Raw genomic sequence first — 12,612 nt, forward strand, 5'->3', positions numbered from 1 at the left:
CCTAGGCGGTGACTCTCCGGGCCAGCGACGCCAGGCGGTGGGTGACGTCGCGGGGACGTTCCTGCATGAGCATGTGGCCGGCACCGGGATACATCCACAGCCGCGCAGTCGGAAGCTCGGCGGCCATCCGGTTGGCGTGGCGGGGCGGCAGCAGCCGGTCGCGGGTGCCGTGCATGATCTCGACCGGGAGTTGCTCGAGGACCTTCAGGGCGTGATGGCGCTCGTGCTTGAGGATCGCCTCGAAGAACCCGCCGTACGACGGACCCGGCAGGCTCGCGAGGTCCGCGAGGAACAGGTCCACCTCGGCCGGGTCGGTCTTCTTCCCGAACACCAGTTGCCGCAGGGCGGGCCGGCGTACTCGGACCGACATGTCCAGCGGCCGCGGTCCCCGGTGCGCACGTCGTTCGAGCCGAGTGCTGAGCATGTTCATAGCGCGCGGAGCGAACGCCGCTGCCGTCGAGTCGAACCGCCTGGGGATGCCGAAGGCGCCCTCCGCGATGTGACCGGACGACGTACTGACCAGCGCCGCCGCCGCAATCCGCGAGCCGAACAGCTCCGGCCGCTGGTCCGCGAGCGCCATCAGCGTCATCCCGCCCATCGAGTGACCGGCGTACACAACAGGTTCGTCGCCGACGACCGTGTCCAGCACGGTCTCGAGGTCGTCGGCCAACTGCTCGATTCGCATCGACCCTGCCGGCGCGGCGTCCGACCGGCCGTGGCCGCGATGGTCGTACGTGACTACGCGGACGCCGTTCTGCCCGAGGATCCTCGGCAGCTCCTCGACCTGGTTGTGCCACGACCGTGTCGAACAGGTCCAGCCGTGCACGAGCAGGACGGTCACCGGCGCATCCGGGGATCCGGTCGTCTCGACGTTCAGCCGTACGCCGTCGGTCGTGGTCACACCGGACCGTTCCGCCTGGATCGTCACGCAGTCTCCCGTTCCCGTTCACCGGCGGCCAGATGGGCGGCGCGCAGGCGTCCACCGCGGGCACCGCGCCCGACCAGCCAGGCGATGCCGGCGATCTCGAGCAAACCGACCACGCCGAGCAGGGCGTAGCCGCCGTTCCACATCCATCGTGGCACGTCGGTCCGCTCCTCCCGCCGCAGCACCTGCTGCTCGTTGACGAACTCGACCGTCTGCCCGTTCGACACCTGCACGGCCGCCTTCTCGATCGCCAGGTCCTCCGGCGCGTACACCCACATCGCCACCAGGTCGCGCTGACCCTGGTGCAGGCGGATCATCGACTTCCACTTGCCGAACATCGGCAGCGCGTCCGCCGACCGGTAGGTGCCATCGGCCACCTTGACCATCGGGTGCGTCACCAGCCCTCCGCCCTGCCAGGCCATCGCCTCGAACCACCGCGCACCGTCCGCCGCGTCTCCAGGCTGCAACTTGACCGTGACGTACGCCGTCGGCTCGGCCCCCGTGGCCACCCGCTCCAACGACACCGTCCCGGTCACGCCCGCCTCCGCCGACCGTGGCACGCAGAAGAACACCGTCGCGGTGACTGCGACCAGTCCGACCGCGCCCAGTTGATGGGTACGGCGGACCGCCTGCGACCGCGCATTGCGGATGCCGATCGCGCGCTGCTCTCCCGCGACCTCGGCGTACCGGGTCGCCAGCCAGGCCCCGACGAGTCCGGCTCCGATCCCGGTCACGACGCCGTACCCGAGGGCCGACGGGAGCATCGACGACGGCCACGCGATCGGCATCCAGAGGCGGCTCCAGGTGTACTCCGCGACCACGCCGACGGTCCCGATCAGCGCACCGGCGACGGCACCGAGGCGGAAGCGATTCTTGTTGCCGAGGGCAAATGCCACGAGCTCGACCAGGACCGCCTCGACGATCAGCAGCGGGAAGTGACCGAGGATCTCGCCGAGCGGTCGGTCGACCGCCCAGGCGATGCCGCCGCGGATCACCAGGTACACAGCCAGCGCGGCGAACGCCGTTCCTGGACCGCGTCGCGCCCGCAGCACCGTGAACGCGAGCGCAGCACCGAAGACGATCAGGATCGGCTGCAGGATCAAGGGAAACTGCGGGACGCCGTAGTTGAACTCGGTGCTGAACAGATCCCACGCGATCAACAGAGCGCCGACCGACACGATCTCCTGGAACAGGCGGCGCTTGTTGATGCCGAGCAACTGCTCCACCTCAGCGAGCGCCAGCAGCCGCGCGAAGATCGAGAACACCACGCCGCCGATCATCAGCAGGTGGGTCGGGCCCCAGAGCGTGACGTCCTCACCGAACAGGCGGTGCCACAGGTCGTCCAGCGGGAAGCCGACCAGCGCGAACGTCCCGCACACCGTGACGAGCGCGGCACTGCACGGGATTCGCCAGCCCTTGGTGAGCTTGATCGTGCGAGCCGGCAGCGGCTTGCGGGCGAGGGCGATCGGCAGTACGCCGGAGATGATCACGCCGAGGATGCCGAAGAAGATCGGGTAGTGCGCCGGCGTACCGAACGGGCCGGTGTCGCGACCGCGGTCGATGTGCACCGCGATGTCCCACCAGACGCCGAAGGCGCAGGCAAGCAGCGAGACAGCATGCAGGTACGGCGTCAGCGCGGCCCATCGGGGGACTCCGTCCAGTCTCCCGATGGTGTCCGCAAGCCGTCCCACCAGCGTGACGCGTCCGGTCCGTTCCCGCCACAGGAGTACGGCGAGTGCGACGTACATCAGTCCGACCAGGCCGGTGACGATCGCGATCTGGTCGAACGTCGCGGTTCCGGTGGTGGCCAGCGGGATCGCCATTCGACGGACTCCTTCATCGCTCATGCGCCATGGCTGATGTTACATCTTCTATGTAACGTCGGATCTGGAAGACTGTCAACCGTGGAAGCACACGACGAGGAGCTCACCGTCGATCAACTCGCCGCCGAGGTGGGGATGACGGTCCGCAACGTGCGCGCGTACGCCGGCCGCGGCCTGATCCCGCCGCCACGACTGGTCGGCCGGACCGGGTACTACGGTCACGACCACGTCGCCCGCCTGAAGCTGGTCCAGGAGCTTCTCAGCAAGGGCTACACGCTGGCCGCGGTCGAGCGGATGATGGGCGAACTGCCGGACGGCGCGATGGCGCTCGGCGTCTTCGAGACCCTGGTGAACCCGTGGACCCCGTCCGAGCCGGAGATCCTGGACGAGTTCCAGCTGGCCGAGCGGGCCGGCGTACCGCACGATCCGGCGGTGATCACGCGACTGGTCGAGCTGGGGATCGCCGAGCGGCAGGACGACGGCCGGCTCCGGATCCCGAACCCGGATCTGCTCCGCACCGGGCTCGAGGTGATCAAGCTCGGCGTCCCGATGCAGGCGATCTTCGAGATGCTGCCCAAGCTGTTCGCCCAGGCCGACGCGGTGGCGAAGACGTACGTCGAGCTGTTCCGCGGCACGGTGTGGCGCGAGTTCAGCGACGCCGGTTTGCCCGCGGAGGGATGGCCGGAGATCCAGCGCACGCTGGAGAACATCATCCCACTGGCAGGGCAGGCCCTGGTCGCGGCGTTCCGGGAAGCGATGGCGCGCGAGATCGAGATCGTCGCCTACGAGGAGCTCGGCCTCGACCCGAAGGCCCTCCCCTCAACCGGCTAGCGCTCTGCTGTCCTGGCCGGCCAACGCCGCGAGACGGTCGAAACCACGCTGGGACGCCGCATCCGCAGCCCGGTAGACGATGAGCCGTTGACCGGTGTCACCAAGCGGCGTGAGTACGTCGTACTCGATGGTCAGCGAACCCACGTCCGGATGGTTGAGCAGCTTGCGGCCGTTGTTCTGCACCTTCACGTCGCGCCGCGACCACAGCTCGGCGAACTCCTCGCTCTCCTCGCTCAGGGCACGGACGAGCTCACCCAGGTCCTGGTCGTCCGCATGCGCCGCCCACGCAGCCCGCAGGTCCGCGATCCCTTCGCGGATCACCCGTTCGCGGTCGGTGTAGAACGTCTCGAACGCCGGCTCCAGCGCGCACAACCACATCACGTTCCGCCGCTCGGGCGCGACGTCGGCGAAGTTGAGCATCAGCAGGCACATCTCCGCGTTCCACGCACAGATGTCGAAGCGGTGATTGAGCAACATCGCCGGCAGCGGCGACATCGCCTGCACCAGCGCGGCCAGCGAACTCGACTCCGGCTGGCGTCGTACCGAGGTCCATTGCCTCGTCAGGTCGAACACGTACGCATGCTCGTCGTCCGACAACCGCAACGCCCCCGCGAGCGCCTCCAGGACCTCCGGCGAAGGCCGCAGCCCTCGCCCCTGCTCCAGCCGGATCACGTAGTCCACGCTGACCTTGGCGAGCTCGGCCACCTCTTCTCGCCGCAACCCGGGCGTGCGCCGAGCCCGCCCCCGCTCCGCCAGGCCCACCTCGCCAGGTGTCAACCGCTCCCGGCACCCGCGCAGGAAGACCGCCAGCTCCTGGGCAACGTCAACGCTCATATGCCCACTCTACGAAGCCGGCGGTCAGCCCGGGCGCGGGTGCAGAAACCTCAGTTCAGGGTGAATCCGCCGGTCCAGTCGACCTTCTCGCCGACGGCGAGGGTGAGCTGGACGAAGCCGATCGCCTCGAGCTCACGGGCCCGGGACAGCGCGCCGGCGTCGACCGCGCGCAGACCGCCGCCGGTGATCACGCCCGCCAGCTCGGCCTTCGCATCGGCGTCGTCACCGGCGATCAGGACCGTGGTGGCGCCGTCGCCGACCTTGCCGGATGCGAGGGTGGCGGCGAAGTTCGTGTTGAAGGCCTTCAGCACCTTCGACTCGGGCAGCGCGGCCGCGATCCCGGCAGCCGCGGAGGAGTCCGCCGGTACGACGAGGGAGTCGAACGTCTCGAAGTTCAGTGGGTTGGTGATGTCGACGACCGTCTTCCCGGCCAGCTGGTCGCCGCGCTCGGCGAGCACCTGCTGGACCTCCGGGTACGGAACCGCGAGGACGACGATGTCGCCCGCGACCTTGTCCGGGTCGTTGCGGCCGAGCAGCTGGACCGCATGCCCGCCCTTGCCCGCCAGTCCGGCGATCGCCTGACCCATGGTGCCGGTGCCGATGATGCTGACGTGTGCCATGACCTTCTCCTGGATGAGTGTTCAATAGTTGTTGCTACAACCATAGACCGATGACAGTTGTTCCTACAACCATTGGCTGGGAGAATGTTTGCGTGACGACGAAATGGCTCGATCAGCCGGAGCTCGCGGCCTGGATCCGGCTCGCCTCGGTGCTCGAGCTGCTGCCGGGCGCCCTCGACTCCCAACTGCGCCGCGACAACGGACTCACCCACTTCGAGTACTTCGTGCTGGCGATGCTGTCCGAGGCGCCGGACCGCACGCTGCGGATGACCGCCCTCGCCCAGCACACCAGTGCCACCCTCCCCCGCCTGTCCCACGTCGTACGGCGGCTCGAGGACCGTGGACTGATCGAGCGCTTCCCCTGTCCGACCGATGCCCGAGCCACGAACGCTCGGCTGACCAACGCCGGCTGGGACAAGATCCGCGAGGCCGCCCCCGGCCACGTCGCCACCGTCCGCGAGCACGTGATCGACGCGCTCACCCCCGAGCAGGTCACTCAGCTGACGGCGATCGCCGACGCGATCCTTACTCGCCTGGACCCTGAGGGCCGGATGTCGGACGTCTACCACCGCCACGACGGCACCTAAGTAGGTGTTCCACCCCAGCGCGCTCCCTTAGACGGCCCCGGGCCCGGTCTAAGGGCTGTCTGGGTGGCGATATCGGTAGTTCTCCGCATGTGCGGGAACGTCTGGGTTGGGACTGTGTATCTACCAGACGTCCTCAGTCCTCAGGAGTGCATGATGCGCCAGATCCAGATCCAGATCCGCCGGAAGCCGAGCCGGCGGACGACCACCCGCCGTACCACCACGACGACGCTGGACCTCCGTACGCCGTCCGGCCGCCCGCTACCGTTCTGATCCACCTGTCCCGCCCGGAAATGTCCACGATCATGAAGCTCAGACTGCATGTCCACCACGCCTTCACCGGCGGTTGGTGCGCAGACATCGACGACGACCTCGACCGTCAGCCCGACGACCCGTTCTGGTGCGTCGACCAGTGGCCGACCCTGCAAGAGGCGCTGGCCGCCGGCTGCACCCGCCTCGCCGAGCTCGCCGCCCACCCGAACCCGTCCCGCCTGAGCGCTCTCACCCTCGCCGCCTGACATCAGCCGGCGACGACAGATCTGTCGGCAAGGGTAGGAAGGCCAGTCCCAGGAAGAGCCTTCCCTTACGCAGTGTGGTGGGCCGCGTGACAGTGGTGGCGAACGAGGGAGAGAGGACACCTTCAGTGGTCACCACACTTGACACCTACCGGCTGCTCGGACGCTCCGGGCTGCGGGTCTCGCCGCTGGCGCTGGGCACGATGACGTTCGGACCGGACTGGGGCTGGGGCGCGGACAAGGACGAGGCGCAGCGGATCCTGGACACGTACGTCGACCGCGGCGGCAACTTCGTCGACACGGCGAACATGTACACCAACGGGACGTCCGAACAGCTGCTCGGCCAGCTCACCCAGGACCGCCGGGACCAACTGGTCATCGCCACCAAATACACCATGTCCACCCGGCCGGGAGATCCGAACTCGGGCGGCAACCAGCGCAAGAGCATGATGCGTTCGGTCGAGCGCAGTCTGCGCAACCTGCAGACCGACTACATCGACCTGCTCTACCTGCACTCCTGGGACTTCACCACGCCGGTCGAGGAGATCCTCCGCGCGATGGACGACCTGGTCAGCCAGGGCAAGGTCCTGTACGCCGGCATCTCGGACGCGCCGGCGTGGCAGGTGTCGCGGATGCAGGCGATCGCCGACCTGCGCGGTTGGGCTCCGCTGGTCGCGCTGCAGATCGAGTACAGCCTGGTCGAGCGGACCGTCGAACGGGACCTGATCCCGATGGCGCGGGAGATGGGACTCGGCGTCCTACCGTGGTCGCCGCTGGCCAGCGGCGTACTCACCGGCAAGTACACGACCGCGGATCTGGACCACGGCGGGGGTCTGGCGGGCGCAGCGGGGACACGGAAGAACGTTGCCGCGGCCAACAATTCGCTCACCGAGCGGGGGTTGCGGATCGCAGACGTCGTCAAGGCGGTTGCCGAGCGCAACGGCTATCTGCCGGCGCAGGTCGCGATCGCCTGGACCCTGCGGAACCCTGGGGTCACGTCGCCGATCATCGGCGCGCGGACGGCGGCGCAGCTGGAGCAGAACCTGGGCGCGCTGGACGTCGAGTTCAGCGATCAGGACGTGGCGGAGCTGGAGGCTGTGAGCGCGATCGAGCTGGGCTTCCCGCACGCGTTCCTGAACCTGCCGATGACCCGCTCGGTCACCCTGGGCGGCCTTCAGCTCGAGCCGGCTCCGATCCCTCGCTGACCTCTGCGGGTTCCGCCGGCTCTCCTGGTCCTGCTGGAAGATCACCGAGATCGGGATCCCAGTCGTCGTACTCGTCGTCCGGGGTCTCGGCCTCGTGGCGACGGGCGATCCGGATGAACGCGGCGATCAGTAGCACCGGACCGAGCACCATCGCGGTCTCCGGGATGCCGCCCATATGCAGCGCGATCATGACGCCGTCACCAGCGCGATCCCGCCCGCGGTGAACGCGACCATCGCCGCCAGCATCGGGTACTGCGCCCGTCGTAGCTGCCGGCGGCGGAACAGTTCGGCAGCGCGATCGTGCGCGGACACGACCCCAAGTACGTGTCCGAGCACGATCGCACCGATCTGGACCGCAGCGATCAGCCCGGTGCCGAGGAACGCGTAGTCGATCCGCATCCCACTCGTCCCGAGCAGGTCCCATCCCCGCCCGAACGGATCCGTCGCGAGCAGCAGACCCTCTTGGCCCTGGAACATCGCGAACGAGAAGTAGTGCGCAACGGCGTACCCGATCGCGATCGGCACCAGCGAATGCACGAATGCTCCCGGCAGTCCGGCTCGCCCGACCACGCCCGGCCGGATCCGCGCCGCGCCGGTCGTCCGCGACGCCAGCAGGAACAACCCGGTGACGATCGCCACCGCGACCATCAGGCCCAGCGTGTGTACGACGATGTGCTGCGTGCGGCTCAGGTCACCGGTCAACCGCATCCACGCAGACCAGCGCGAGATCCCGTCGAAGGCGGTTGACCCGAGCAACAGGCACAGCAGGCCGACGATCCCCGGCTGTTGGGGCATCGTGGCCAGACCGGCCAGCGGGTTCCGCAGTTCCAGGCGACGGTCCGCACCACGGCCGAGCGGACTCAGTCGTGCCAGGACTTCGGCGTACACCTCGAAGCTGTCGCCGATGCCGAACCAGGCCGGTCCGTAGACGATGCCTGCGGCAACATTCACGACGGCGTACATCGTCGCGAAGATCGCGACGACGATCGGCTCGGAGCCGTCCGGATACGCAAGCTCGAGCCAGAGGAATCCAGCCAGCCCTGCGACCGCCGGCCAGTAGGCAATCCCTTCGGGCAGCCTCCGGTACGACGTCCTGCGCGCGAGGCCCGCGATCGTGCGGAGCGGATTGGCCAGGCGCCAGATCGGGCCGAAGACCAGCGAGAGCGGGATGATGCCGACCCAGATCCACACGTACAGCCAGGTCGGCGCCGGGTTCAGAGCCGGCTCGCTGCTGCCGAACCAGGCGGAGCCGAGCAGTAGCGCGAGTGCTGCCGGCCCGGCGAGCTTGAGCAGCCGTCGCGTCGGCCTCGCATCGACCAGCCGGGTCAGGCGTTCGAGCGACTTACCGGCAGTAACTTCGAAGCGCGGCCGCGACCAGAACGCGGCGAGGGCGAAGAACGAGACCGCCACCGCGGCGCCGGCGGAGTAGATCGCCAGCCACAGCGGCACCGGCAGGTCCCCTCGCCCGCCGATCCCGTGCAGCGGCAGCAAGAGCACCAGCACGGGATCGCCCTCCGATCACCTCAGCTATCTGACTGATCGAATGTAACACGCTCGATGTCACATAGCGAGAGTCTGATACTCGGCGGGGTCGAAGTGGCGGGTCAACTGGCGGAACCGGAAGGTGAACGACGGCCAGAGCGTGGTGTTGCGCCCTTCGGAGTCCAGGTACCAACTGGTGCAGCCGCCGCGGGTCCAGACCGTGTTGCGCATCGAGGACCGGACGCCGTCGACGAAGGCGCGCTGCACCTCCGGCCGCACCTCGACCCGCTGCAGCCCTTCGCTGTCCATTGTCTTCAGCGCGTCCAGGATGTAGGCGATCTGCGACTCGATCATGAACACCATCGAGCTGTGGCCGAGGCCGGTGTTCGGTCCGATCAGCAGGAAGAAGTTCGGGAAGCCGAAGACCGCCGTGCCGAGGTGTGCCGCCATGCCGCCCGACCACGCATCGCGCAGCGACAGGCCGTCGCGGCCGTGCACCATGTCCATCACCGGCAGATCCGTCACCCGGAAACCGGTGCCGTAGATGATCGTGTCGACCTCGTGCTTCACGCCGTCCGCGGTGACGATCCCGGTCGGGGTGACCTCGACGACTCCGTCGGTGACGACGTCGACGTTGGGCTTCGTGATCGCCGGGTAGTAGTCGTCGGAGATCAGCACACGCTTGCAGCCGAGGATGAAGTCGGGCATCAGCTTCGCGCGGAGGAGCGGGTCGCGGACCTGGCGTTCGAGGTGCTTCTCGGCGACCTTCTGCACCTGCTTCATGATCGACGGCAGCTTCGCGAACCCGAGCACCATCGACTCGCGGCCCCAGTAGATCCCGGCCCGGACCGCCTTCTGCACCAGCGGAAACCGGCGGAACACAGCCTTCTCGACCTCGGTGATCCTGCGGTCCGGCCGCGGCAGTACCCACGGCGGCGTTCGCTGGAACAGGTGCAGTTCCTCGACCTCCGGCTGGATCGCCGGCACGAACTGGATGGCGGACGCGCCGGTCCCGATCACCGCGACCTTGCGGCCGCTGAGGTCGAGGTCGTGGTCCCACTGCGCCGAGTGGAAGACCTCCCCCTCGAACGACTCGATCCCCGGCAGCTTCGGCACCGACGGCTCGGCCAGCGGTCCCATCCCGGACAGCAGCAACTGTGCGGTGAATTCACCCCGGCCGGTCCGGATCCGCCAGTGCCCGTCCTCCCAGTACGCCGCCTCAACGGCATGACCGAAGCGGATGTGCCGGCGGACGTCGAACCGGTCGGTGACCTTGCGCAGGTAGTCCTCGATCTCGGGCTGCGGAGAGAACGTCGACGACCAGTCCGGGTTCGGCGCGAACGAGAACGAGTACAGATGCGAGGGCACGTCACACCGGCAGCCCGGATACGTGTTGTCCCGCCAGGTGCCTCCGACATCGTCCGCACGCTCCAGAACGACGAAGTCGTCGTACCCGGCCTGCTTGAGCCGGACGGCCATCCCGATCCCGGCGAACCCGGTCCCGATCACCACGATCCGGTGATGCCTGGTCTCCCGCGCGACCTCGTCCGCCATCGAGCCCTCCAGCCTCCGGACAACAACTTACTCCCAGTAAGTTACTCGGAGTCAGTTAGAGTGTGCAAGTGATGTCCACCACGCCCAAAACACCCCCAGTGCCACCCAGCACCGCCGCAGAATCCGGCGTGGAGAGCGGGGTGGTTGAGGGGATCGAGCCGCCGAAGCGGCGGCGGAATCGGGCGGCTCGGGAACGCGAGATGCTCGAGGCGGCCGAGCGGATCTTCGGCGAGCGCGGCTACCAGGGCACGTCGATGGACGACGTCGCGGCCGAGGTCGGGGTCTCGAAGCCGCTGATCTACCAGTACTACGGCTCGAAGGACGGCCTGTTCCTCGCTTGTCTCGCCCGCCTTCGTGCCCAGCTCCTGGAGACCGTGTCCGACGCGGTGCTGGCCGCCACCGACGCCGAGGACGCGCTGTACGCCGGCTTCGTCGCCTGGTTCCAGTTCCTCGACGACCACCCGCACGCCTGGTCCGTCCTGATCGACGAAGGCATGCTCAGCACCAACCCCGCCGCCGGACCCGCAGCGGCCGCCACCGACGAGGTCCGCGCCGCCTTCATCGAACTGATCTCCGCGATGGTCCGGATGAACCTCCCACCCGGCCGCACTGCCGACAACGACGAGATCGAGATCATTGCCCAAAGCATCTCCGGCGCCACCGAACGCCTGGCCATCTGGCGCAGCCGGGTCCCCGCCCCACCCACTCCGGAGAAGGTCGCGCGAACTCTCCAGGACCTCCTCTGGCAAGGCCTCCGAACACTCAGCACCACCTGACCAGCGGTACCGTGCCGCGGTGGATCTGTTCTCGGAGTCATGGGCAGCATTGCGTACGGCGGTCGCGGAGACTCCGGACTCCCCTCTGGTTGTGCAGGATGGTTGGTCCGGGACCTCGTGTGTCACCTGGTCATCGATGCACAGGATGTGCTGATCGCCCTGGTGACTCCCGCCGAGTCCGAGCCGACGCGCAACGCTGCGACGTACTGGGATGTCTCGCGCACACCGCCGACCGGTGACGATCCGCTGGACGCGTTGATCCCTCGACTGGCTGCTGCGTACGGCGATCCAGGGCTGCTGAAGTTTCACCTGGACGACCTCGGGTCCGCCGCAGGACGGGCCGCCGTACTCGCTGATCGGGCTGCGCGCGTGAGCACCAAGGAGCAGGTGCTGACCGTTGGCGACTACCTGTCGGCGTACGTGCTCGAGTGGACGTTGCACCACCTCGACCTGATCGCCCCCGGTCGGCGTACCCAGACCGATGTCGAGCGAGACGCTGCCGGCGAGCTGGCCGAGAGGCTCCCACTCGTCCTGGCCTGATCAGCGATCGGCGGCGAAGTCCTCGAGAAGCCCCGCGATGAACTCCTGCCCGTCGCGCACCGCATCGGGGTTGCGGGTTCGGTAGTACGGGATCGCGATCAGCTCCAGGGACAGGACCCAACCGCGGGCGCGCACCCAGGTGTCCTGGTCGACCCCCATCGCGTCGCGGAAGGCCTGCCGTGATCCGGCGTCGAACAGATACCAGGCGGCCAGCAGATCGCCGGCCGGGTCGGCGACCCAGGCGGTCCCGAAGTCGATGACCGCCGAAAGCTTGCCATCGGCCACCAATACGTTGCCCGGCATCAGATCTCCATGGATCCACGTCGGCGTACCGTCCCAGGTCGCCGCCAGCGACGCCTCCCACGCCGCGAGCACGAGTCCGGTGTCGAATTCGTCCCGCAACTCGTCCAGCGCCGTACGGAAGAGTTCGTCCCGCGGCGCCAGCGGCGTACCCCGGCTGAACGGATCGTCCGGTGGGACGGGTGCTCCGGTCGTGTCGACGGTCTGCAGGCGGTGAATGAAGTTGGCCATGTCCCTCGCCGCGGCCGCGGGGTCGAGCTGATCCAATCGGAATGGCTCGCCCTCCAGCCACCGGTACACGCCCCAGGTGAAGGGATAGTCCGCGGCCGGCACGCCGATGGCCAGCGGCTCGGGTACGGCGAGTGGAAGGTGGGGCGCCAGGCGCGGCATCCAGGTCAGATCCTTCTCCACCTGGCCCTGATTCCCCGCGGTGCGGGGCAGGCGGACAGCCAGATCATCACCGACGCGGAACGTCACGTTGTCCGTGCCCGACGATTCGACCACCCGGATCGGAAGGCCGGCCCAGCTCGGGAACTGCTCTGCCAATAGGCGCGCCACCAACGACGCGTCGATATCCACCTCGTCGTCGTGCAACTTGCGAACCTTGGACACGGCACGGGAGC

Annotated in this window: 14 protein-coding genes; 6 read left to right on the forward strand and 8 right to left on the reverse strand. The window is 68.3% G+C overall.

Annotated elements, in window-relative coordinates; translation table 11 throughout:
• Position 1: 1 nt before the first annotated feature.
• Both ACIBG5_RS33350 and ACIBG5_RS33355 read right to left on the reverse strand, forming a co-directional pair.
• Positions 2-928 carry an alpha/beta fold hydrolase gene (locus tag ACIBG5_RS33350; protein ID WP_396395504.1) on the reverse strand — a complete coding sequence of 309 codons (927 nt, stop codon included), beginning with the start codon at positions 926-928 and terminating at the stop codon, positions 2-4.
• On the reverse strand, positions 925-2,748 hold the full coding sequence (locus tag ACIBG5_RS33355) for a hypothetical protein (RefSeq protein WP_396395505.1): 1,824 nt from the start codon (positions 2,746-2,748) through the stop codon (positions 925-927). The genes ACIBG5_RS33350 and ACIBG5_RS33355 overlap by 4 nt, the downstream gene beginning before the upstream one ends.
• 81 nt (positions 2,749-2,829) lie before the next feature.
• On the opposite strand from ACIBG5_RS33355, the gene ACIBG5_RS33360 reads away from it, so the two are divergent.
• A complete protein-coding gene (locus tag ACIBG5_RS33360) occupies positions 2,830-3,579 on the forward strand; it encodes a MerR family transcriptional regulator (RefSeq protein WP_396395506.1) in 750 nt (249 codons plus the stop codon).
• Here the strand turns inward: ACIBG5_RS33360 and ACIBG5_RS33365 are convergent.
• The gene (locus ACIBG5_RS33365) at positions 3,568-4,413 is read right to left on the reverse strand and encodes a helix-turn-helix domain-containing protein (RefSeq protein ID WP_396395507.1); all 846 of its coding nucleotides are present in this window, start codon (positions 4,411-4,413) and stop codon (positions 3,568-3,570) included. The genes ACIBG5_RS33360 and ACIBG5_RS33365 overlap by 12 nt on opposite strands.
• Before the next feature lie 50 nt (positions 4,414-4,463).
• Positions 4,464-5,033, reverse strand: a complete 570-nt coding sequence (locus tag ACIBG5_RS33370) for an NADPH-dependent F420 reductase (protein WP_396395508.1) — start codon at positions 5,031-5,033, stop codon at positions 4,464-4,466.
• A gap of 92 nt (positions 5,034-5,125) precedes the next feature.
• Here ACIBG5_RS33370 and ACIBG5_RS33375 point away from each other — a divergent pair, with 92 nt between their 5' ends.
• From ACIBG5_RS33375 to ACIBG5_RS33385, 3 genes are all read left to right on the forward strand, one after another.
• Positions 5,126-5,620, forward strand: a complete 495-nt coding sequence (locus tag ACIBG5_RS33375; protein ID WP_396395509.1) for a MarR family winged helix-turn-helix transcriptional regulator — start codon at positions 5,126-5,128, stop codon at positions 5,618-5,620.
• Positions 5,621-5,922: 302 nt separating this feature from the next.
• A complete protein-coding gene (locus ACIBG5_RS33380) occupies positions 5,923-6,135 on the forward strand; it encodes a hypothetical protein (RefSeq protein ID WP_396395510.1) in 213 nt (70 codons plus the stop codon).
• Positions 6,136-6,260: 125 nt separating this feature from the next.
• Positions 6,261-7,337, forward strand: a complete 1,077-nt coding sequence (locus tag ACIBG5_RS33385) for an aldo/keto reductase (RefSeq protein WP_396395511.1) — start codon at positions 6,261-6,263, stop codon at positions 7,335-7,337.
• Here the strand turns inward: ACIBG5_RS33385 and ACIBG5_RS33390 are convergent.
• The 3 genes from ACIBG5_RS33390 to ACIBG5_RS33400 are packed head-to-tail and all read right to left on the reverse strand — an operon-like array spanning position 7,291 to position 10,373.
• Complete coding sequence (locus tag ACIBG5_RS33390; RefSeq protein ID WP_396395512.1) at positions 7,291-7,527, reverse strand: hypothetical protein; 237 nt, start codon at positions 7,525-7,527, stop codon at positions 7,291-7,293. The two genes, ACIBG5_RS33385 and ACIBG5_RS33390, sit on opposite strands and share 47 nt — an antisense overlap.
• Positions 7,524-8,840, reverse strand: coding sequence for a hypothetical protein (locus ACIBG5_RS33395; RefSeq protein ID WP_396395513.1), 1,317 nt, complete (start codon positions 8,838-8,840; stop codon positions 7,524-7,526). Before ACIBG5_RS33395 ends, ACIBG5_RS33390 begins: the two co-directional genes overlap by 4 nt.
• 57 nt (positions 8,841-8,897) lie before the next feature.
• Positions 8,898-10,373, reverse strand: coding sequence for a flavin-containing monooxygenase (locus tag ACIBG5_RS33400; protein ID WP_396395514.1), 1,476 nt, complete (start codon positions 10,371-10,373; stop codon positions 8,898-8,900).
• 140 nt (positions 10,374-10,513) lie between these two features.
• Between ACIBG5_RS33400 and ACIBG5_RS33405 the strand changes: the two genes are divergently transcribed.
• Positions 10,514-11,149 (forward strand): TetR/AcrR family transcriptional regulator, encoded by a 636-nt coding sequence (locus tag ACIBG5_RS33405; RefSeq protein WP_396395515.1) that lies wholly within the window; start codon positions 10,514-10,516, stop codon positions 11,147-11,149.
• 102 nt (positions 11,150-11,251) lie between these two features.
• Positions 11,252-11,689: a maleylpyruvate isomerase N-terminal domain-containing protein gene (locus ACIBG5_RS33410; protein WP_396395516.1), complete on the forward strand. Its 438-nt coding sequence runs from the start codon at positions 11,252-11,254 to the stop codon at positions 11,687-11,689.
• Here ACIBG5_RS33410 and ACIBG5_RS33415 read toward each other — a convergent pair whose 3' ends face one another.
• Positions 11,690-12,601 (reverse strand): aminoglycoside phosphotransferase family protein, encoded by a 912-nt coding sequence (locus tag ACIBG5_RS33415; RefSeq protein ID WP_396395517.1) that lies wholly within the window; start codon positions 12,599-12,601, stop codon positions 11,690-11,692.
• Between the last annotated feature and the right edge of the window lie 11 nt (positions 12,602-12,612).

It is taken from the genome of Kribbella sp. NPDC050241 (assembly GCF_044459685.1).
In the GTDB taxonomy this organism is placed as follows: Bacteria; Actinomycetota; Actinomycetes; order Propionibacteriales; family Kribbellaceae; genus Kribbella.